This is a genomic window from Paenarthrobacter sp. NPDC089714, from assembly GCF_044748905.1.
In the GTDB taxonomy this organism is placed as follows: Bacteria; Actinomycetota; Actinomycetes; order Actinomycetales; family Micrococcaceae; genus Arthrobacter.
Map to the genome: position 1 here is coordinate 190,086 of NZ_JBIVGX010000007.1, position 21,056 is coordinate 211,141.

22 protein-coding genes are annotated in these 21,056 nt (G+C 63.3%); 13 read left to right on the forward strand and 9 right to left on the reverse strand.

Annotated features, from left to right (window positions below):
- Positions 1–74: 74 nt before the first annotated feature.
- A complete protein-coding gene (locus tag ACIPY3_RS14260) occupies positions 75–1,049 on the reverse strand; it encodes an acyl-CoA thioesterase (protein ID WP_397324120.1) in 975 nt (324 codons plus the stop codon).
- Positions 1,050–1,241: 192 nt separating this feature from the next.
- Between ACIPY3_RS14260 and aztD the strand changes: the two genes are divergently transcribed.
- Complete coding sequence (aztD, locus tag ACIPY3_RS14265) at positions 1,242–2,528, forward strand: zinc metallochaperone AztD (protein ID WP_400335024.1); 1,287 nt, start codon at positions 1,242–1,244, stop codon at positions 2,526–2,528.
- A 180-nt stretch (positions 2,529–2,708) separates the two neighbouring features.
- Here aztD and ACIPY3_RS14270 read toward each other — a convergent pair whose 3' ends face one another.
- Positions 2,709–3,143, reverse strand: a complete 435-nt coding sequence (locus ACIPY3_RS14270; protein ID WP_400335026.1) for a DoxX family protein — start codon at positions 3,141–3,143, stop codon at positions 2,709–2,711.
- 98 nt (positions 3,144–3,241) lie between these two features.
- The gene (locus tag ACIPY3_RS14275) at positions 3,242–3,811 is read right to left on the reverse strand and encodes an antibiotic biosynthesis monooxygenase (protein WP_400335027.1); all 570 of its coding nucleotides are present in this window, start codon (positions 3,809–3,811) and stop codon (positions 3,242–3,244) included.
- 43 nt (positions 3,812–3,854) lie between these two features.
- On the opposite strand from ACIPY3_RS14275, the gene ACIPY3_RS14280 reads away from it, so the two are divergent.
- The 4 genes from ACIPY3_RS14280 to ACIPY3_RS14295 all read left to right on the forward strand — a co-directional run bounded on the left by ACIPY3_RS14280 (position 3,855) and on the right by ACIPY3_RS14295 (position 6,754).
- A complete protein-coding gene (locus ACIPY3_RS14280) occupies positions 3,855–5,195 on the forward strand; it encodes an MATE family efflux transporter (protein WP_400335029.1) in 1,341 nt (446 codons plus the stop codon).
- A 9-nt stretch (positions 5,196–5,204) separates the two neighbouring features.
- Positions 5,205–5,777, forward strand: coding sequence for a hypothetical protein (locus tag ACIPY3_RS14285; RefSeq protein ID WP_400335030.1), 573 nt, complete (start codon positions 5,205–5,207; stop codon positions 5,775–5,777).
- Between the two features lie 74 nt (positions 5,778–5,851).
- Positions 5,852–6,199: a hypothetical protein gene (locus ACIPY3_RS14290; protein WP_397324113.1), complete on the forward strand. Its 348-nt coding sequence runs from the start codon at positions 5,852–5,854 to the stop codon at positions 6,197–6,199.
- Between the two features lie 114 nt (positions 6,200–6,313).
- Entirely contained in the window at positions 6,314–6,754 is a 441-nt protein-coding gene (locus tag ACIPY3_RS14295) for a hypothetical protein (RefSeq protein WP_400335032.1), read from the forward strand.
- Between the two features lie 13 nt (positions 6,755–6,767).
- On the opposite strand, the gene ACIPY3_RS14300 is transcribed toward ACIPY3_RS14295, so the two are convergent.
- A complete protein-coding gene (locus tag ACIPY3_RS14300) occupies positions 6,768–7,316 on the reverse strand; it encodes a CGNR zinc finger domain-containing protein (protein ID WP_400335033.1) in 549 nt (182 codons plus the stop codon).
- Positions 7,317–7,387: 71 nt separating this feature from the next.
- Here ACIPY3_RS14300 and ACIPY3_RS14305 point away from each other — a divergent pair, with 71 nt between their 5' ends.
- Positions 7,388–8,437, forward strand: a complete 1,050-nt coding sequence (locus ACIPY3_RS14305) for an EamA family transporter (RefSeq protein WP_400335035.1) — start codon at positions 7,388–7,390, stop codon at positions 8,435–8,437.
- A 119-nt stretch (positions 8,438–8,556) separates the two neighbouring features.
- Here ACIPY3_RS14305 and ACIPY3_RS14310 read toward each other — a convergent pair whose 3' ends face one another.
- Positions 8,557–8,820, reverse strand: a complete 264-nt coding sequence (locus tag ACIPY3_RS14310) for a WXG100 family type VII secretion target (protein ID WP_397324108.1) — start codon at positions 8,818–8,820, stop codon at positions 8,557–8,559.
- A 157-nt stretch (positions 8,821–8,977) separates the two neighbouring features.
- Between ACIPY3_RS14310 and ACIPY3_RS14315 the strand changes: the two genes are divergently transcribed.
- Positions 8,978–9,250, forward strand: coding sequence for a DUF2277 domain-containing protein (locus ACIPY3_RS14315; protein WP_397324107.1), 273 nt, complete (start codon positions 8,978–8,980; stop codon positions 9,248–9,250).
- An 82-nt stretch (positions 9,251–9,332) separates the two neighbouring features.
- On the opposite strand, the gene ACIPY3_RS14320 is transcribed toward ACIPY3_RS14315, so the two are convergent.
- The 4 genes from ACIPY3_RS14320 to ACIPY3_RS14335 all read right to left on the reverse strand — a co-directional run bounded on the left by ACIPY3_RS14320 (position 9,333) and on the right by ACIPY3_RS14335 (position 14,657).
- The gene (locus tag ACIPY3_RS14320; RefSeq protein WP_400335037.1) at positions 9,333–11,660 is read right to left on the reverse strand and encodes a heavy metal translocating P-type ATPase; all 2,328 of its coding nucleotides are present in this window, start codon (positions 11,658–11,660) and stop codon (positions 9,333–9,335) included.
- A gap of 8 nt (positions 11,661–11,668) precedes the next feature.
- Positions 11,669–11,902, reverse strand: coding sequence for a heavy-metal-associated domain-containing protein (locus ACIPY3_RS14325; RefSeq protein WP_397324105.1), 234 nt, complete (start codon positions 11,900–11,902; stop codon positions 11,669–11,671).
- 49 nt (positions 11,903–11,951) lie between these two features.
- Entirely contained in the window at positions 11,952–12,317 is a 366-nt protein-coding gene (locus ACIPY3_RS14330; RefSeq protein WP_397324104.1) for a metal-sensitive transcriptional regulator, read from the reverse strand.
- A gap of 135 nt (positions 12,318–12,452) precedes the next feature.
- Positions 12,453–14,657, reverse strand: a complete 2,205-nt coding sequence (locus tag ACIPY3_RS14335; protein ID WP_400335039.1) for an FG-GAP repeat domain-containing protein — start codon at positions 14,655–14,657, stop codon at positions 12,453–12,455.
- Positions 14,658–14,948: 291 nt separating this feature from the next.
- On the opposite strand from ACIPY3_RS14335, the gene ACIPY3_RS14340 reads away from it, so the two are divergent.
- From ACIPY3_RS14340 to ACIPY3_RS14365, 6 genes are read left to right on the forward strand one after another with little or no spacing between them, the layout of a single operon-like run.
- Positions 14,949–16,241 (forward strand): extracellular solute-binding protein, encoded by a 1,293-nt coding sequence (locus ACIPY3_RS14340; protein ID WP_400335041.1) that lies wholly within the window; start codon positions 14,949–14,951, stop codon positions 16,239–16,241.
- A 34-nt stretch (positions 16,242–16,275) separates the two neighbouring features.
- On the forward strand, positions 16,276–17,253 hold the full coding sequence (locus ACIPY3_RS14345) for a carbohydrate ABC transporter permease (protein ID WP_400335043.1): 978 nt from the start codon (positions 16,276–16,278) through the stop codon (positions 17,251–17,253).
- Positions 17,250–18,161: a carbohydrate ABC transporter permease gene (locus ACIPY3_RS14350; RefSeq protein WP_400335045.1), complete on the forward strand. Its 912-nt coding sequence runs from the start codon at positions 17,250–17,252 to the stop codon at positions 18,159–18,161. The genes ACIPY3_RS14345 and ACIPY3_RS14350 overlap by 4 nt, the downstream gene beginning before the upstream one ends.
- A gap of 6 nt (positions 18,162–18,167) precedes the next feature.
- Positions 18,168–19,766: a beta-N-acetylhexosaminidase gene (locus tag ACIPY3_RS14355; RefSeq protein ID WP_400335046.1), complete on the forward strand. Its 1,599-nt coding sequence runs from the start codon at positions 18,168–18,170 to the stop codon at positions 19,764–19,766.
- 11 nt (positions 19,767–19,777) lie between these two features.
- Positions 19,778–20,590: an IclR family transcriptional regulator gene (locus ACIPY3_RS14360; RefSeq protein ID WP_400335048.1), complete on the forward strand. Its 813-nt coding sequence runs from the start codon at positions 19,778–19,780 to the stop codon at positions 20,588–20,590.
- Positions 20,587–20,991, forward strand: coding sequence for a rhodanese-like domain-containing protein (locus ACIPY3_RS14365; protein WP_400335049.1), 405 nt, complete (start codon positions 20,587–20,589; stop codon positions 20,989–20,991). Before ACIPY3_RS14360 ends, ACIPY3_RS14365 begins: the two co-directional genes overlap by 4 nt.
- The last annotated feature ends 65 nt before the right edge of the window (positions 20,992–21,056 follow it).

The window sequence follows — 21,056 nt, forward strand, 5'->3', positions numbered from 1 at the left end:
CTGCATAGTCAATGTGGAGCGCATGCGCGGATCGTGTTGGAGAACTGGGAAGATTTCCGGCAAAGCCGGCAGGATCAGTGGCCGGCGGCCTTCAACAGGTGGTCTGGCAGCCTGTTTCCAGGTGCGCGTCCGCGAATCTCAAGGAGCTCCCGGGCGTGCGCGTGAAGCTGCTTGTCCTCATCGGACACCGGCACCCAGGCAGGGATGGGAACCGCCGTCCCGGTCTCGTCACGGGCAACCATTACGGTGAGGCAGTAGGTGGTCAGGTTCATTTCACGCGTTTTCGGGTCGCCGGACCGGACATGTACGGCGATGTGCATACCTTTGGCACCCGTATAGACGAGGCGGGCTTCCACCTCCACCACGTGGCCGATCAGTAGAGGCCGGTAGAAGCGGACACCGCCGGAGAACACTGCCACTGTGTCCTTGCCGCAATAGCGGGAGGCGCAGACGTAGGCCGCTTCATCGATCCACTTCATCACGATGCCGCCGTGGACCTTGCCGCCCCAGTTGACGTCCGTGGGGGACGCCATGAAACGCAGCGTGACGCGCTCGGCGGTGCCGGCGTCGGTATATTCCTGAGCGTTCATGGCGTTGACGATCTGCTCGCGCACTTCAATGCGCGCGAGTGCATGTTCACGGGCCTCCACCTCTTCCGGAGTGGCGGGCTCGAATTGGGGAACAGGGATGGGCTTCCCGTCCGATCCGACAGCTACGAAGATCACCATGCATTGGCTGTGCATGGTCTCCGGCCCACCCTTGGGGTCGCGGGAACTCACCACTGTATGGATGTGCATCGATGAACGGCCCGTGTAGACGATGGTGGAGGTGACCTCAACCATGTCTCCGCTGTTCACGGGATCCGCGAAATGGATATTGCCCACGTATGCCGTGACGCAGTAGGACTTTGCCCAGCCCACAGCCGCGGCGTAAGCGGCTTTGTCCACCCATTCCAGTACCGTGCCGGCATCGACGGAGCCGCTGTGGCCCACGTCCATGGGGGCTGCGAGGAAGCGGAGGGTCACTGAATTCGCGGGGGACTCGCTCATGCTGGCAGTTTACTGGCGCCATGTTTCTGTTACGTGCGTAAGTCGCTGCCCTGTTGTCGCGTGGGCCAGACGCGCCAATCCGCCGATTCGCTGGCTCATCTCTTGTGTCGGGCGTCTTCCACCGGTGAGTGGCAGCCGTCGACTGTGACAGCTCAATTTGCCCTCTAAATGAGAATCAATATCATTTAAGCCATGTCACAAAAAGCACCCTCATTTTCCCTGTCCTCGCGGAGCCCCCGCCGGCCCACCCGGGCGCTTGCCGCCGTCGGGCTTTCCGCCCTTTTGCTGAGCGCGTGCGCCGCGCCCGGAAACCAGGTCGCGTCCAACCCGTCGCCGAATACGGCTTCCACCAAGGAAGCCGGCGAGCCAACGCCCCGCCTCGTGTACACGTACGACGGCGGCCTGGCAGCCCTTGACGCGAAGACGCTTGAGCCCGTTGGGGCCGGGACTCGGCTTGATGGCTTCAACCGGGTCAATCCGGCGGGGGATGGTCGCCACGTGCTCGTGTCCACGGGCGATGCCTTCCGCGTCTTCGACGTCGGCGCGTGGACCGAACCGCATGGGGACCATAGCCACTCGTATACGGCCGATCCCCGGTTGACTGAGCTTGCCTTTGAGGCCAACAAGGCCGGGCACGTGGTCCGGCATGCAGGCAAAACCGTCCTGTTCAGCGACGGTTCCGGCAAGGTGGAAAGCTTCGCCTCCACCGATCTCGCCAAGGCCAATGCGCTCCCCGCCACCGACGTTTACACCACGCCGGAAGCCCATCATGGGGTGGCCGTGGAACTTGAGGACGGCAAGCTGCTCGTGACCCTGGGCAACGAGGAAAGCCGCACGGGAATCGCCGTGCTTTCTGCGGGGAAGGGGCAGGACCGGCAGGAAGTGGTCCGCAACGAAGACTGCCCGGGCGTGCATGGTGAGGCCGTGGCTGCCGGTGAGGCGGTGGTGGTGGGTTGCACCAATGGAATGCTGATCTACAAGGATGGGGCCATCGCCAAGGTTGCCAGCCCGGATGCCTATGGACGCATGGGGAACCAGGCGGGCTCGGAGAAATCGCCCGTGATCCTGGGTGACTACAAGGTGGACAAGGCCGCCAAGCTGGAGCGTCCCACGCGGATTTCGCTCGTCAACACGGAGACGGCCAAGCTGCAGTTGGTGGACCTTGGAACCAGCTATTCGTTCCGGTCTTTGGGTCGTGGTCCCTCGGGTGAAGCCCTGGTCTTGGGGACAGACGGCAGCCTCCGCATCATTGATCCGCTGACGGGCGTGGTGGAGAAGGCCATACCTGTGGTGTCCGCTTGGGAGGAGTCGGAGACATGGCAGGACCCGCGGCCCACGCTCTTCGTGCAGGGTTCGACGGCGTTCGTCACCGAGCCTGCAACCCGCACCATTCATGCGGTGGACCTGAAAACGGGTGAGGTGGGGAAGTCGGTGCAGCTTGAGCACGTGCCGAACGAACTGACCGGCGTCGAAGGCTAACCCAACGCTCTCTCACGTACCGCCCCTTAAATCCCCACGCTCTCTCACCTATGGACCCCAATTTCCCGATGCTCTGTCACTCCCTTCAAGAAAGCGAGAGAGCGTTGGGCGTTGGGGGGGGTGTTTGGTGAGAGAGCGTTGGGTGTTTTGGGGGTGTTTGGTGAGAGAGCGTTGGGGGGTTTAGGCGAGGACGCGGAGTTTGGATCCCTCGCGTGCGAAGAGCGCGTTGTCCGCGGAGATCCGGCCGGCGCCGGCCAAAGCCAGGGCCAGTGCGGCGCCTGCGAAGAGGAGAACGAGCTCGTATCCGCCGTTGGCCGCGAATATGCCTGCCGGAGCATGTACCAGGAACAGGGCGCCGAGCATGTCGACGGCAAGGAGGGCGCCGAATACACGCGTCAGCAGGCCCAGGATGAGGGCGATTCCGCCCACGAGTTCGAGTGTGGCGACGATCGGGGCGACGACGGACGCGCCCGGGACTCCCATCTGGGCGAACGAGGCTTGCGTACCGGCAATGGTGAATTCGTTGAACTTCTGCCAACCGTGCGCGGCGAAGAGGAATCCTGCAATGACGCGCAGGATGGTCAGGGCTGTGGTGGTTAAGGTGGACTTGTTCATGCTTCAACCCTTCCGAAGATAAGTTGAAGAGTCAACTAATCGCGACGATTCGTGACGTTTCTCTCGGTGCCGCCAAAGCGCCCAGCGGTAGGTTACGGTTACCGCCGTCGTGGTTTTGCTTGCAACCAAGGCTGCAGGAGCCGGGTGGTGATCGGCAGGAAGACGTACGTCATGAGTGGCGTCAGGATCACGATGTTCAGAAGAACCTGCAGCACCAGCGGCCACTCCTGCGTCAACGGATGCAGCAGGAAGTTGGCCAAGAGGCTCAAAGGGAAGAAGGGCAGGAAGATGCTGATGGCCTGCTTCCAGCGAGGCGGCACAACGGTTTCCGGAACCACAACCGAAACGTCGCCCGGCTGCGAAAACCAGCCTTCGATGCCGGTATGCCGTTCCACGCGGGTGGTCTCCATCATGTCCCTGGCGCTGTCGATCCACCACCGGCGCTCCTCCGATTGTTCCCAGCCCCGGAGCGACTCGGCATCCGCGAAACGGTAAAGCATGTGCCATTCGTGGGAACCGGCGCCATTGCGGACCCACCCGGAGCCCAGGTAGCCCGGCCATTCGCGGGCGAGTTCCTGGCCGGCATGGGCCCAGGCATTGGCCTGCCGGATGTACCCGGGGAGGATGGTGCGGGCAACGGAAACTGTGATGGGTTGCTCGTGTGACACGGCCCCAAACATACCCCGCAAGTAGTCGGACTACCCTTGTTTAGTGCCTGAAACCACAACCGCCCCCGCCCGTTCGAACGCTCGCGAGATTCTGCGGCTCGCCGTGCCCGCCTTCGGTGCGCTCATTGCCGAACCACTGTTCCTGCTGGCCGACTCGGCGATCGTGGGGCACCTTGGCGTGGACCAGCTCGCTGGCGTGGGGCTCGCGTCAACCGTCCTGCACACCGCAGTTGGGTTGATGGTCTTCCTGGCATACTCGACGACGCCGGCAGTCGCCCGCGCCATCGGCGACGGCAAACTTGGCAAGGCTTTGGCAGCAGGGCGCGACGGCGTGTGGCTGGCTCTTCTGTTGGGCGTGGTCCTCGCCGTCCTTGGCTTTGTCTTCGCCGAGCCGCTGGTTGGCTTCATGGGCGCAAGCGGTGATGTGCAGGGCTTCGCCGTGGATTACCTCCGTTGGTCCATGCCCGGGTTGGCCGCGATGCTTTTGATCTTTGCCGGCACGGGAGTCCTCAGGGGCCTGCAGGATACCCGGACCCCGTTGCTGGTGGCCACCGCAGGATTTGCCCTCAACATCGCCCTGAACTGGTTCCTTGTGTACGGCTTGCACTTGTCCGTGGCCGGTTCAGCGATCGGTACCAGCATTGCGCAATGGGCCATGGCCGCCGTGTATCTGGTGATGGTCAGCCGCAATGCGCGGAGCCATGGCGTTTCGCTCAAGCCGGACTGGCACGGAATCCGGGCCATGACCAAGGTGGGTTCGTGGCTCATGCTCAGGACACTCAGCCTGCGGTTGGCCATCCTGGCGACCGTTGTGGTGGTCACGGCACAAGGCGCCGTGAACCTGGCTGCACACCAGTTGGCCATGACCATCTTCTCTTTCCTCGCCTTCGCCTTGGATGCGCTGGCCATTGCGGCCCAGGCTTTGATCGGTAAGGAGCTCGGTGCCAGGAATGCGGGGCGGGCCCGCGAACTGACCCGCACCATGGTCCGGTGGGGCCTGGGGTTTGGCGTCATCACAGGAGTCCTCCTCGCCGTGGCGGCTCCGTGGGCCGGCTACATTTTCACGTCTGACACCGGTGTGCACCATGCACTGACCGTCGCCCTCTGGGTGTTGGCGGTCGGCCAGCCGCTGGCCGGTTACGTATTCGTCCTGGACGGAGTCCTCATCGGCGCCGGCGACGCACGCTACTTGGCGATCGCCGGCGTCGTAAATCTTGCTGTCTACCTGCCGCTTTTGGCGGCCGTCCACGTGGTCAGGCCCGACGGCGCGGCGGGGCTGGTGTGGTTGTGGCTCGCGTTTGCGCTGGGCTACATGCTGGCGCGCGGGGTGACGCTGGGGCTGCGCGCCCGAACCGATCGGTGGATGGTGCTGGGTTCGCACTAAACTGTATGCGTGACTCTCCCAGCTGATTCCGCCCAGACTCCTTCTGCCGCCGTGGCCGATCCCTGGAAACCCGTGCTGATCCGTGCTGCTGTGGCGCTCGTGTTCGGGGTGGTCACGGCATTCTGGAGCAGCCCCTCGGTTGAGGTTCTTGCCTGGGCCGCGGGCCTCTATCTCGTTGCGACCGCTGCGGCCGTGTGGATGTGGCGCGCGCTGCCTGTGTTTGTTCCGGTGGTGATCGCGCTGGCAGGAGTTGCCGCGCTGGTGACCCAATCGGACGCCGGAGTGGCGCTCTCGGCGATTGTGGCATTGCTCGTCCTGGGCGCTTCCGAACTGACCCGCGGTGTGATGAAGCGGGACGGGCTCGCCCGGGATTGGCTCATTTCCGGGGTGATCGCTGTGGGTACGGCGATCGCGCTGCCGTTCTTCATTTCGCTTGGCGCGCACGCCCTGCTGGGCGTTGCCGGCGGCGGGGCCATCATTACCGGAGTGTTGTGGATCCTGTCCGGCCTGACCTTGCGCCACGATGCCCGGACCGCTTCCCCGGGGTCTGTGCCGGGCGCTTCGCCCGAGGCCGTAAACTAGTAGTTGGACGTTCTACTCGTTGTAGAACTTTTGCAACCGGCGGGGAGCCGAACAGGCCCGCCATCATTGGAGGAATGACCGTGGCAGACCAGACACCAGGAGAACCGCGCAAGATGCGGACCTCGGTCAAGGGACCGCTCGTTTTCTCCGCATTCTTTGCTGTCCTGGCCTTTATTGCCGTGCTGATTTTCGCTTCCGGCGGCAGCGCGCACACGCCCCGCTTCGATCTCGCTTTCACCGGCGCGGGCATCGCGTTCATCGTGAGCCTCGTGGTCGCGGCCATGCTGTCCATGAGCTACAAGGAAAATGCCGAACACCTCGGAAAGGGCTCCGGCGTCAACCTCAGTTCCAAGCGTCCGCACGGAGGACACGCGTCGCCGGACTCGCCTGACGAGCCTGAAAAGCACGACGGCGGCCACTAACTTCCAGCGCTTCTCCACCTGGGAGGGGGAGCGCTTTTTGTTTGTGATCAGCCACGGTGCGGGGTGGGCCCGGGGTAGTGTGGTCCGAACCGTGGTGTCTACTTTGGGGGAATAATGGCTTCTTGGCGGGATTCGGTATCGCAGGCGGCGCAGGACGATCTGGACCAATTGCTCAATTTGGCTCTGCCATTCGCGGAGCAATGCCTGACCAAGTACGGCGAGTTCTTTCCCTTCAGCATTGCGATTGGCGTTGATGGTGAGCCGATATTCATCGCGACCGAGTCGAGCATGGAGGAGCACCCGCAATCCAACGATGTCATCGCAGAAAGCTATGAGGCGCTGGCAGCCCAGCGAAACAGCATTCGTGCGGCGGTGGTGGTTTCCGACGTGCGGCTGCGGGAGCAAGACTCCGACGCTGTGTACATCGCTACTGAGCACGCCGAGGGGCTTGGCTTGGGACTCTATCAGCCGTATACGCTCGTGCCCGGCGGGGATGTTGAGCTAGGGGACATGTCTTTGGTTGCCGGGGAGCGGGTCATCTGGCCGGAAGGTTAGTGGGGGCGACTGCCTACTCGCCTTCGGCGGCTTTCCTGGCCCGGTACGCTGCCACGTGCGCACGGTTGGCACAGTTGCCGGTGTCGCAATAGAGCTTGGAGCGGTTGCGGCTGAGGTCCAGGACCACGGCGTCGCAGTCTTCCGCGGCACACACGCGCATCCGGTCCATTTCCTTGCTGCGGATCACGTCGATGATGGCCATGGCGGCTTCCGTGCCCATGCGGTCGGCCAGCGGAGCTTCGGGCGTGGTGGCGTGGAGGTGCCAATCCCATTGGTCGTGCTTGGCCAGTTGGGGGAGTGCCTTGGCGTCGGCGAGGAGCTTGTTCACGGACTTCGCAGCGGTGTCCTCATCGGCGGTCCACAAGGCGGCCAGTTCGCTGCGCAGCCGTTTGACGCTGCGCAGTTCTGCGGCGGTCTTGGTCCGCGAGCCTGAAAATCCCTCGGTGTCGAGGAAAGCGTCGAGCTCGTCCATGGTTGCCAACGATTCGTCGCCATTGGCCGCGGTGTTGATCAGATTGACGACGCTGCGGAGCGCCACCTCGGTGTCAGGCGCAAAAAGCACTTTGACTCCTTACATCATTCGGGGGTACTGTCATGACCATAAGCCCACTTTACTCCTGACAGGAGGCTGCTGTGTCAGCAACAAAGACGATGGCTGATGCAAAAGGATTCCTGGCATCGGGACTCGGCATCGCCGTGATTTCCTCGGCAGTCTTCGGTACTTCCGGCGCGTTTGCGAAGTCGATGCTCGAAACCGGATGGTCACCGGGTGCAGCGGTTGCCGTGCGCCTGACTGGTGCCGCGCTCATCTTGGCGATTCCCGCCGTCGTGGTTCTTCGCGGGCGCTGGCACCAACTTAAGGACAACTGGCTCACTATCCTGCTCTTCGGCCTCATTGGCGTAGCCGGCTGCCAGCTCTTCTACTTCAACGCGGTGGCGCGGTTGTCCGTGGGTGTCGCGTTGCTGCTGGAGTACCTGGCGCCGGTGATGATCGTGTTGTGGCTGTGGATCTCAAGCCGCCGCAGGCCGCGGGCACTGACTTCCCTTGGCGCTTTGCTGTCGTTGGGCGGTCTGGTGCTGGTTCTGGACCTGACTGGCTCAGTCAAAGTGGACTTCATCGGCGTGCTCTGGGGAATGGCTGCGGCCGTGTGCTTGGTGATCTACTTTTTCATTACGGCCAAAGAGAACGACACCCTCCCGCCACTCGTCCTCGCCTCCGGTGGCTTGGTGGTTGGCGCAGCCGTCATGTGGTTGGTTGGCGCCATAGGCCTGTTGCCGATGACGTTCAGCACGGCCAACACGTCGCTGGGGCCATGGACAACGCCGTGGTGGGTTTCGGCTGCCGGACTGATCATCCTGGCGACGGTCCTCGCCTATGTCTCGGGAATCATGGCCGCGCGAAGCCTCGGGTCCAAGGTGGCCTCGTTCGTTTCGCTGACCGAAGTGTTGTTCGCCGTCCTGTGGGCCTGGCTGCTGCTCGGAGAGTTGCCCGGCCCGATCCAGCTGATGGGTGGCGTGCTGATCGTCGGGGGCGTGGTCCTGGTGCGCGTCGACGAACTGCGCGGCGACCGGCGAAGTGCGGTTGCCGCTGCCGCCCGGGTTTTGGATCACGCGAACGACGTCGAACCAGTCCCTTCGGGGCCGGTCGCTGAGGTGCCGGTCGCTGAGGTGCGCCCCAACTGACACGTTGTGGGGCCCTCTCTGCGTTCCATTCTTGGGGGATGGGACGCAAAGCGGGCCCCACAGCGGAGTTAAAGGCGAAAGGCCCGGACGCCGTAGCGTCCGGGCCTTTCCCAACTGTCTTAGTTGGATGCCTGCTGCTGCTGCTCAGCGTTCTTCGTAGCGCGTGAACCGGCGTCGCGAAGAGCGTCAGCAACCTTCTTGAGGCTGGAAGCGTGGTGGCTGTCCCACTCGCTGCGGAACTTGTCAGCGTCCGGGCCCTTCCAGTCGGTGCCGTCCAGGGCACCCTTCAGCTGAGAGCGCTGCTGCTCGATGGTCTCGGCGCCGGCCTTCAGCTTGTTACCGAGCTGGCGAAGCTGATCAACGTCTGCACCCCAAATAGCCATGAGATATCTCCTTCTTTTTTCGGACCCGAGCTCTTCGGCATCCCCAGCGGCCTCCGGCTCATCCGGAAGATCCATGACTAAAACCTATCCCGGGAATCCAAGGACCGTCGATGGGCACCCCTCCCCATGGAGGACTGCCCATAGTTAGCATGGGGTTATGTGCCGCAATATCAGGACCCTTCATAACTTCGAACCCCGTGCCACGTCCGCCGAAGTGGAGGCCGCCGCGCTGCAGTACGTGCGCAAGATCAGCGGAGCCACCAAGCCATCCAAGGCCAATGAGGAAGCTTTCGCGGAGGCGGTCCACGAGATCGCCCACATCACGCAACACTTGCTGGATTCGCTGGTGAGCCATGCTCCGGCGAAGAACCGTGAAGAGGAAGCCGCCAAGGCCCGGGCAAGGTCGGCCGTGCGGTTCGGAACGGCCTAGTTCAAGCCTCGGTATCTCCAAGTAGCTGGCAGTTGTTGTTGTTCTGAGGCTCAGAACAACAACAACTGACAGTAAGTTGGCGTTACTTGCCGAAGGACCGGAGCCTCAGCGAGTTGGCGACAACCAGCACCGAGCTCGCAGCCATCGCCGCGCCCGCGATCATCGGGTTCAGGAGTCCCAGTGCGGCCACCGGGATTCCGATCGCGTTGTAGAAGAAGGCCCAGAACAAGTTGGTCTTGATGGTGGACAGCGTCTTGCGCGACAGCTCGATCGCTTGGACCAGTTGGTTCAAGTCGCTACCCATCACGGTCAGGTCCGAGGCTTCGATGGCTACGTCCGTGCCCGACCCCATGGCAATCCCGAGATCGGATTGCGCCAGGGCAGCTGCGTCATTGACGCCATCGCCCGCCATGGCAACAGTCGCGCCTTTCTCCTGCAGCTTCCGTACCGCGTCAACCTTGCCTTCGGGCAAGACTCCGGCGAAGACGTCCTCAGATGAAATTCCGACGGCGGCAGCCACTTGGGCGGCGACGGCGGCATTGTCTCCCGTCAGGAGCATGGGGCGAATGCCGAGTTCCTTCAGCTTCCTGATGGCATCGGTCGAACCGGGCTTGATAGTGTCGCGCAAGCTGACGATTCCAGCAGGCCGTCCGTCAACGGCAACCCAGATGGCTGTCGCTCCGCCATTTTCCTGTTCCCTGAGGGTAGCCCTGTGCGAGGCCTCCAGGGTTACCCCGTTTTCCTCAAGCCAACCGGAACGACCCACCACGACGGTCATGACTGTGCCGTGCAGCGCGACCGTACCCCGGACTCCGCCGCCCGGTGCCGAGCTGAAGTTGGCCACGGATGGCAGGTTGCCGACGTCGGGCAATGCATCCATCGCCGCCCCCGCAATGGCGTGGGCGATGGGGTGCTCAGACGCAGCCTCGACGGCGCCGGCAAGAGTGAGGACATCCTGTGAGTCATGTCCGTTGAGTGCCGCCGTGTGGTCCACGGCGAGTTTGCCGCTGGTGACCGTGCCGGTCTTGTCCAAGAGGATGGTATCGACGTGCCGTGTGTCCTCGAGGACCTGCGGACCCTTGATCAGGATGCCGAGCTGCGCGCCGCGACCGGTGCCCGTGAGCAGTCCCACGGGTGTGGCCAGGCCGAGCGCACAGGGGCAGGCGATCACCAGAACGGCCACTGCTGCCGTGAAGGATGCATTGAGGTCGCCGGAGAAGAACAGCCACAGCACGAAGGTGATGAACGCGATGAGCAGGACGATGGGCACGAAGACCGCGCTGATCCGGTCAGCCAGCCGGGCGATGGGTGCCTTGCCGGTCTGGGCTTGGCTGACCAAGCGACCCATCTGGGCCAGCGTGGTGTCTGCGCCAACACGGGTGGCGCGTACGAGCAGGCGGCCGGAGGTGTTGATGGTTGCGCCGGTTACTTGGCTGCCGGGGCCCACCTCCACAGGTACTGACTCCCCAGTGACAAGGGAAGCATCGACGGCGGAGGCGCCGTCCGTGACCATGCCGTCGGTGGCGATCTTCTCCCCCGGGCGGACGATAAAGACGTCGTCAACCAACAGTTGGTCGGCAGGTATCTTCTGCTCCCGTCCGTCCACCAGGACAGTGGCGTCCTTCGCGCCGAGGTTCAGCAGGGCCTTCAGGGCGTTCCCGGCCTTCGCCTTCGCATTCGCCTCGAGGTAGCGACCCAAGAGAAGGAACGTGGTGACCACAGCGGCGACTTCGAAGTAGAGCCCGCCGGACATGCCTTCCATGCCGGGATGCTCGGTCATCCGTGGATCTGCCACCAACTGCCAGGCAGAGTAGGCGTAGGCCGCGATCACGCCGATGGAGACCAGCGTGTCCATGGTGGACGCGACATGCCGTGCATTGATGGCTGCTGCTTTATGGAACGGCCACGCAGCCCAGCTCACCACCGGCAACGCCAGCGCGGCGGCCACCCAGCCCCAGTTGGGGAACTGGAGGGCGGGAATCATCGAGATGGCGAAAACGGGGACCGTAAGGATGGCTGCCAAGTACAGGCGCGGCCGCAGAATCGAGGCGGCAGGCCCATGGTCCATGTGGTTCTCGTGTTCGGCATGGGTTTCGTGTTCGGCGTGCGAGGACTCGCTGGCGCCGTCATCCGGGTGCCCGGTGTGGTGATGGGCGTGCGGGGCAGGGGGTTGGCGGACGGTGGCCTTGTAGCCCGTGGCGTTGACAGTGTCTACGAGTTGTTGATCCGTGACGGTCGACGGGACGGTGACATGGGCTGATTCCAGGGGAAGGTTGACGGTGGCCTCGACGCCTTCAAGCTTGCCGAGTTTCCGTTCCACTCGATTGACACATGAGGCACAGGTCATGCCCTCGATGTCGAGTTCAACCACCCGGGTTTCGGGCTGGTTGAAGATCTCCTGGTTGGTCAAAGGAACTCCTAGGCTTCGTTGGCTACCACCACGTAGCCGGCTTCTGCGACAGCTTCGCCAATTTCAGACGGCGAGAGTTCGCTGGTGGAGGTGATGGTCACGGTGGACAGGCCACCGGGGTTGAGGTCTACCGAGACCTCTTCGACGCCGCTGAGGGCCTCCAGTTCTTCACTCACGCTGGAGATGCAATGCCCGCACGTCATGCCCGAAACGTTGACGTTGGTGGTGATGGTTTGGCTCATGATGCGCTCCTTGGTGGTGAGTTGAATGGCGTGGTGTGTGCTTGAGGGGTTACCGCAACAGGCGCCCGATGGCATCGGTGGCCTCCTTCACTTTGGCGTCGATCTGTTCGGCGCGTGCATCCGGATCCGGCTCGGAGGCGGCACCGACGACGCAGTGGCCGATGTGCTCTTCGACGAGGCCCAGGCTCACGGCGTGCAGCGCCTTGGTGGCAGCAGCCACCTGCGTGAGGATGTCGATGCAGTACTTGTCCTCCTCGACCATCCGGGCAATGCCACGGACTTGGCCTTCAATCCGTTTGAGGCGGCGGAGGTAGGCGTCTTTGTTGCTGGTATAGCCGTGCGGAGTTGCCGTCTCCAGCTCAACCTCGACGGTCGGCAGGTTCGGGTTCCCGTGGTTCAGGTCTACCGTGCTCATGAACCCAAGCTATACCCATAGGGGGTATATTGCAAGTACCCCCAGGGGGTATCTTCGGAATGCAAAGGCACGTCATTCGCCTCAACGGGAATGACGTGCCTTTGAGCAGTCCAAGGGTGTGCCGTGCCGCGACTGCTAGAACACCGCGGTGAAGCCGCCCCAGCCCCAGCCCACCACTGATTGGCCCTTCCAGAAGCCGCAATCGGGGCCGCAGCCGTTGATTCCTGCGCCGTTGCCCCAATACATGGTCATGGTCCCACCGGGGCTGATTCCAAAGACGTCCGGGCTTCCGTCGCCGTTGAAGTCGCCCGGTCCGCCCACAGTGACAACACTGTTCCAGCCCGAGCCGACGGTGGTTCGCAAGTCAAAGAAGCCGGTGTCGATCCCTGCCCACAGTTTGAGCTCGCCGGATGTGGTCTGACCCAGGATGTTCGATTCGTGGTAGCCGGTCCACCAGCCCGGAGTGATAAGCCTCGAGTAGCCACCCCAGCCCCAACCGACGGTGACGGGGGATTTCCACCCTCCACGGCCGTCGCCCGGGTAAAGAATCAAGCGGTCCGCGCTGTCCCTGGCAAGGAGATCTTGGGAGCCGTCCCGGTTGAAGTCGCCAGGGGCCACAATCTCCTTGAAGCCCTGCCATCCCTGCCCGATCTGGCGGCTGCCCTTCCAGCCGCCGTACCCATTTCCGGAGTAGAGGAACAGCCGGCCCGAACGGTCCCGGCCGATCACGTCCGTGGCGCCGTCGCCGTCGAAGTCGCCTGGGGCAAGCAGGACATCGAAAATGCCCCAGCCTCGACCGATGGTTTGCGCAGGTAGCCAGCCGCCCTTGCCGTCGCCGGGATACAGGAGCAGATCTCCGGAGGCCGTCCGCGCAAAGATGTCCGCAGTGCCGTCAGCGTTAAATCCGAGGCCACGTTGTCTGTGCGGAATCGGGACGTCGGCCGTCAACGTCTTTTGCGTCAGGGGTTCGTACATGATGTTGAGTTCGACGGTGAGCGTACGCCCCATGTCGGCTGCCGTCACGGTGTGAATGGCATTGACCTCGCCTGGAATCACCGCGCCGTCGCGTTTCCACACATAGGTGTACGTGGGCGTTCCGCCTTCGGGAAGGACCCATGGCGGCGCGGCCCATGTGGGGTAGACCTGGCCGCCGAGGACTGCATTTCCTGTTACCCACATGAAGTGGGTGTTGAGGCGGCGCGGCATTGGTCCGATTGCTTCCGACGTAACAGTGGTGGGCACATGGCCGGTGGCGTGCGCGGTAACCTGCACCTTCAACGTTTTTCCGCCGATGTCTGCCTGGAGGATGCGGTCGATGGCTCCCTCGAGGGGGGAGCCATTCATGAACCACTGGTATTCGAGCCGCGCATCGGAGGGCGTCATAGCCCCAACGTCGGCGACCGGCAACGTCTCCAGGCCGTAGTCGGTAGCGATCTTTACGCCGGAAGGGAACACGACCGGCTTGAGGATCGCCTGGAGGTTGCGCACTGAGAAGTCGCCTTCTTCCAGCGGTGCGCGATCGCCAGTGTGCGGGTCCAAGAGCCCTTCGTAGGTGCCGTTGCGATGGTAAACGGCCGTCATCCCGCCGAGATAGGTAATTGTTGCCCGGTCCAGCTTGTAGCGGCCGTCGTAGGCGGCCGGAGTAATGGGTGCCGTCGCGACGCCGGAAGCGCGTTGTGCGGTAACAGGACCCGTCCACGTGAGCGACAAGCCCGTAATGCCGGACTCATCCAGATACTCAAGCTCCACTCGCTGGGCGGGAAGCCCGAGCGAGAATTTTACGGCTGCGGATTGTCCGGGTTCGGCGGGGGACAGCGGTTCCTGGAAGGACGTGAAGGTGGGGGCCAGCCGGGGCAGCGCGGGATTCTCAACGTGGACGTCCTGCTCGTGGAAGGGCCCCAAGGCAACAGCCGGGCCGCTGAAGGAGCCATCGCGCCGGAAGGACACCGGATCCGATCCGTGCACCCCCACCCGGATGGTCTGAATCTGAACACCTCCGTCCGGCCACGTGTCCACCGGAGTGTTCAGGATGACGGAGCCGGACGTCGATGGTGTCTGCGATGTCCATGCGGCCGTCGCGGTCCGCGTCTCCCTGAGCCACAAGGAAACTTCCATCTCCACGCGGTCAACCGGCTTGGATGCGGTGAAGTCGAAAATTACGGGTTGCCCTGCTTGGACGGTGAACGGCGAGGCACGCGTGAAAGTAAAGACGAGCGGGTCCGCGGCCACGGCCGACGGGCTGGGCGCAACCAGCAGCAGCGCCGCCGTTGCAAGGGATAGAACGACGGCGATGAGGCGCCTGAAGTGCGCGCGCGAAGCACGCGGATGTGCAGAATCCACAGAGTCCCCCAAAGAGGCTGATGGGTAACAGCCAGTACAAGTGATGGCTCACTCTACCAAGCGCTCATCCGGTGGAGGGGCGGGAACAAAATGACCGGCAATTGGTCTGGACCAAGCCACCAAACTATGACACTGGTATAGACCAAAATCAGCAAAACACGGTTTCTTGTTTTGCAATGCAAACCTTTCGGTAATTGTGCTTCCGCCCACATGCCGCCGTTCATAGTGTTTGGTTCCATACCCGCGCAGGGGGAAGCCCGCGGGATCCCACTTTTCTCCTTGGAGGACACTTTGAAACTCGCACGCACCGCCGCGGCAGTGGCGCTCGCAGCTCTGGCACTCTCCGCCTGCGCCCCGCCCACCGCAAACAACGCAGCATCAACCTCCGATGAGCAGACCGGGACTGTCCGCGTTTGGCTCTTCTCCGAGGTCAACCAAGACCCCAAATCCGCTGTGGTCAAGGAAGCAGTCAAGGAATTCGAAGGAGCACACAGCGGTGCCACCATCGACGTTCAGTACATTCCGGTAGACAGTCGGGCAGAGCGGTTCAAGGCCGCGTTCAACGATCCGTCGAGCGCTCCGGACGTTGCAGAGTTCGGCAACACCGACCTTGCCAGCTACGTGGCTTCCGGAGGCTTGGCCGACGTCACCGAGGACATCCAGGGCTGGGATGAAGCCAAGGACCTGGACGGGAAGATCCTGGACACCACCGAGATCGACGGCAAGAACTATGGCGTTCCTTGGTTCGTGGGCGTCCGTGCCTTGTATTACCGGACGGATCTCCTGCAGCAGCTTGGCCTGGAGGTTCCCAAGACGCTGGACGAGGTGGAAACGGTTGCGCGCGCTGTTCGTGCGGCCAACCCGGACATGCTGGGCATTTCCGTGGGCGGCGCTGCCCAGTTCTCGGCCATGCCGTACCTGTGGGCAAACGGTGGCGCCATCGCCAAGAAGGAGGGAGATGCGTTTGTCTCCGGCCTCGATTCCACAGAGTCCCGTGAAGGTGTTGCGGCCTACACCCGCCTGCTGAAGGACGACATCTGCCCTGCCCAGACCTGCGCGGAGTTCGGCGGCAACGCCAGCGTCCAGCAGTTCATCGCCGGGAAATCGGCCATGACGATCGGCGGCGATTTCAACTACAAGGCCGTCGCAGCCAGCGCCATCAAGGACAAGTTCGCCGTGGTGCCCGTCCCGGGCAAGACCGCCGACTCCATCGCCCCGGCCTTCGCCGGTGGAAACAACCTGGGCGTCTTCAACAGCAGCAAGCACCACACGCTCGCCGCTGATTTCGTGAAGCTGCTGGCCAGCAAGAAGTACCAGCAGAAGATGTTCGACTCCATGGGCAACCTCCCCACGTTCAGCGACGTGCAGAAGTCCGTTGCGGACAACAACAAGCAGGTTGAACCCTTCATCAATACCCTCCGTGCGGGCACCGACTTTGTTCCCGTCACGGAAATCTGGTCCACCATCGACGCCCAGGGTGTCTTCACCGGCATGTACCAGAAGGTGGTCACGGGTAAGGCCGACGTCAACACCGCCACCAGCGAGGCAGCAGCAGCCATGAACAAGGCATTCGGGTCCAAGTAATGAGGCAAACCCAGTTCACAACAGGGGACCGGAAATGACGGCACTCGCTCCCGCCGCGCAGAAGCCGTCGCACGGCACCCCAGCGAAAGGACGCCCGACGGCGGCACGCACGTTCCGCCGTCGGGGGCGGCTTGAACCTTGGCTCTATCTGGCGCCGGCATTCATAGTCCTGATCGCATTGCTCGGCTACCCGATCTTCCAGTTGGTCAACGTCTCGCTTTACGACTACCGGCAGGCGCAGGTCAGCGGTAAGGCACCCCTGAAGTTCACGGGCCTGGAGAATTACCAGAAGCTCTTCGCCGATCCGCAGTTCTGGACCGTGCTGGGCAATACGGTGCTGTTCGCGGCTGTGTGCGTCGTCTTCACGCTGCTGGTGGGAAGCTCGCTCGCCGTGCTGGCCACCCGCCTGCGCCCGTGGGTGCGGTCCATGCTGTTCGTTGTATCGCTTGGCGCGTGGGCAACCCCTGCCGTCACGGGCAGTGCTGTGTGGCTGTTTCTGTTCGATCCCACGCTGGGCCTGGTGAACAAGACGCTGGTGGGGATCGGCTTGACGCAGTTCCAGGGTTACTCGTGGACGTACGACAAGTGGTCCGGGTTCGGCCTGGTGGCCAGCGAAGTGGTGTGGTGCTCGTTCCCGTTCGTGCTGGTCACGGTCTACGCGGGCATCCAGGCGATCCCCACGGAGGTGATCGAGGCCGCGAGGATCGATGGGGCGTCCATGCCCCGGATTGCCCGCAGCATCATGCTGCCCATGCTTCGGCCCATCGTGATCGTGGTGACCATCCAGTCGATCATCTGGAACTTCAAGATCTTCTCGCAGATCTACATCATGACCAATGGCGGCGGCATCGCGGGCCAAAACCTGGTGCTGAACGTCTACGGGTACCAGCAAGCGTTCGCCGCCAGCCTCTACGGGCTTGGATCGGCGCTGGGAGTCATCATGACGGCCCTGCTCATGGTCATCACGCTCGTCTACCTCCGCATCCTCAAGCGAACAGGAGAAGCCCTGTGACCGCCGTCGACGTTTCACCCCGCAAGCACGCTGCGATGACGCAGCAGCGGGAGCAGAAGTTCCGCAAGCAGGGCAGGCGCCGCTTCGGCGCCGACGCTGCCGCGATCGTCATCGCCTTGATCGTGGCGTTCCCGCTCTTCTGGATGGTGCTGTCCGCGCTCAAACCGAAAACAGCCCTCGACGCCGGTGATGCGGCGCCGTTCACGCTGGAACCGTCGCTGGACTCGTTCGGGCGGGTTCTGGGCGTGAACAACTTTGGTCAGTACTTCCTCAACAGCGTGATTGTGGCGCTGGTTGTGGTGGTGCTTTCGACAATCCTGGCGTTTTTGGCTGCCGTCGCGCTCACCCGCTACAACTTCAAGATGCGGACCAAGCTGCTGATCATCATCCTGGTCTCGCAGATGGTGCCCGTTGAAGCGCTCACCATTCCGCTGTTCTTTCTGCTGCGGAACGCCGGGGAAGCCATCCCGTTGGTGGGCTTGAACCAGCTGGGTTCGCTGGTGCTGGTGCATGTTGGCTTCAGCATCCCGTTCGCGATCTGGATGCTCCGTGGTTTCGTGGCCGCTGTTCCCCTGGAAGTCGAAGAGGCCGCCCGTCTGGATGGGGCCAGCAGCTTCCGCTTTGTGCGCTCCATCCTGTTCCCGTTGGTGGCACCGGGTGTTGTGGCGTGTTCGGTGTTCTCCTTCATCTCCACGTGGAATGACTTCCTCTTCGCCAAGACGTTCATCATCTCGGCCCAGGAGAACCAGACGTTGCCCATGGCGCTGCTGACGTTCTTTAAGCCCGACCAGAACGACTGGGGCGCCATCATGGCAGGCTCCGTCATCATGACCATTCCGGTGCTGATTTTCTTCATCGCCGTCCAACGCAAGCTCGTGTCCGGCCTGGCCGGCGCGGTGAAAGGCTGACTTTCCGTGCATAACCTGGTTCCAGCGCCGTGGTCTTACTCGGCCCAGTCCGGTTCGTTAACGCTCGACGCCGGTACAACCCTGGGTGCCGATCCAACGCTGGGTGCTACGCGGCGGTGGCTCGCCCGGGCTCTCGGTGCCGCGACGGGTTGGGACCTGTTTCCTGCCCCGGCTGCCGAGGCAACGATCCGTCTCCTGCTCGACCCGGAGCTCGACGCCGACGCCTACCGCCTGGAGGTGGGTGACGCCGTCGTGATGTCAGCCGGTGGTGACTCCGGCGCCTTCCATGCCGCGCAGACGCTCCTGCAACTGATGGGCCCGAATGCGTTGCGGCAGGCGCGGGTTGGCGGGGAATGGTCGCTGCCGCGGGTGGTTGTGGAGGACAGGCCCCGGTTCGCGTACCGGGGAACCATGCTGGACGTGGCGCGGCACTTCATGCCCAAGGACAATGTGCTCCGGTTCATCGAGGTCATGGCCATGCACAAGCTCAACGTCCTGCATCTCCACCTGACCGACGATCAAGGCTGGCGGATCCAGATCGACCGCTATCCGAAGCTCACGGAAGTCGGTGCGTGGCGACGCGAATCGTCACGCGGTTCCTGGCGTGCGGGGGAGTACGACGGCCTTCCGCACGGTGGCTTCTATACCAAGGACGACCTCCGGGAGATCGTGGCGTTCGCCGCTGAGCGCCACATCACCGTGATCCCGGAGATCGACGTTCCCGGTCACAGCCAGGCGGCGATCGCGGCGTATCCGGAGCTTGGAGCCAGCGACGGGCCTGTGGAGGTGTGGACGCGTTGGGGCATCAATGAAACGGTCCTGGACGTGTCCGGGACCTCGCTCGAGTTCTATCGGAACGTGCTTGATGAAGTGGTGGAGATCTTCCCCTCCCCGTGGATAAGCCTGGGTGGGGACGAAGTTCCACTGACCCAATGGCAAGCCAGCGATGCTGCCCGGGCGAAGGCTGCGGAACTGGGCCTGCCCGACGTTTCAGGGCTGCACAGTTGGTTTGTGGGGCAGCTTGCCCAGCATCTGGCCGACCTCGGCCGTACCACGTCCGTGTGGGACGAAATTGGCGACGGCGGTCTTCCGGACGGTGCGCTGGTGGCCTCCTGGCGGGGGTACGAAGGCGGGATCGATGCGCTGCGCAAGGGCTATGACGTGGTGATGTGCCCCGAACACAAGCTGTACCTCGACCACAGGCAGGGCGATGGCGACGACGAGCCTGTTCCGGTGGGATTCCTGACCACACTGGAAGACGTCTACGGGTTCGACCCCCTGCCTGGGCTGGTTGCGGAGGACTTCCCGGGCCGCTTGCTCGGGGCACAGGCCAACATCTGGGCCGAACACCTGGACTCACTCCGCCGTGTGCACTTCGCAGCGTTCCCCCGTTTGAGTGCGGCTGCCGAGGTCTTCTGGTCCCGTCCCGAGGACCGGGACTACGATGATTTCCTGGCCCGCCTTACTGGTGGGCACCTCGCACGGTTGGCGGCGATGGGCGTGGAATACCGCCCGTTGGCCGGTCCCGCTCCCTGGCAGCAGCGCCCGGGCGTCCAAGGCTGGAAACGCGACTACGAGGCCGAGCAACGCGCCACGGTGGGATAGGAACTGCATTGATGACAGAAGGCAAGGACGCCCGGAATTCATCGTCATCGCTGCGGAAGGCGCTGGCCTTGCTGTCCGTAGTCGCGGAGGAGCCGGGCAACGGCGATGGCTTGGCCCTCGTGGAGCTGACCCGGCTCTCCGGACTGAACAAAAGCACCCTGCTGCGACTGGCCGCGCCCTTGCTGGAGGAGAACCTCCTGGAGCGGGACCACGAAACGGGGAAGTTCCGGTTGGGACACGGCTGCCTCCGCCTCGGCCAGTCCTACCTTGACCGGGTGGACCTCCGAAGCGTCGCCAACCCGGAGCTGCGGGCACTCATGCGCGCCACGGAATCAACGTGCCATCTGGTGGTGCTCTCCGGAACGGACGTGGTGTACCTGGACAAAGTGGAAGACGAAGCCACCGTTCGGATGGCATCGCGCGTGGGCGCCACCATGCCCGCATACTGCACTGCAGTGGGCAAGGCCATGCTCGCGTTCAGTCCGGAGGAAGTGGTGGCGCCGATCCTGCGCGGGAACCTTGTGCCGCTGACGGACAAGACAATCACGGACCCATCGTTGCTGCGTGCTGACTTCGAAGCCATCCGCCGGCGCGGATACTCCATAGACGACCGCGAAAACGAGCCTGAAGTGCGATGCGTTGCCGCACCGATCTTCGGGCACGACGACCACGTGGTGGCTGCCCTTTCCGTGTCATCCCTTTCGTCGCGGATGACGGCCAAACGGGTCCGTGAAGTTGGACCCATGGCGGCGGAGACGAGCCTGCGGATCTCCGCCAAGCTGGGCTCGCGTCGGGCTGCGGCCAATTTGGCGAGGCTGGCATGAGCGCTGATCCGGCGGCGTACTTCCGGGCCAAGTTGGAACTCGAAATCGACGTCATGGACGTGGCCGACGCCGAGCCGGGCTCCCTGGTGGTGGTGGACACCCGCCGGCAGTCATCGTGGGACCACGGACATATTCCCGGAGCGGTACATCTTCCAACCGCACAGATTCCCGAGCTCGCAGGCCGCCTGGTCCCGCCCGGGTCGCGGGTGGTGGTGTACTCCTGGGGGCCGGGGTGCAACGGCAGCACGTTCGCAGCGCTCGCCTTCGCGGAGTTGGGATATTCGGTGAAGGAAATGATCGGCGGCATCGAGTACTGGATCAGGAACGGACTCCCCGTGGAAACGGCGGCCGGCCTTCGCGCGGAGTACCCCGATCCCTTGGTGACGGCCCATGCCGGGTGAGTATCGCCGTCGTGCATTAATAGTGATGCACATCACATAAATCTGAGCGTGAGGATCCGGTCCCC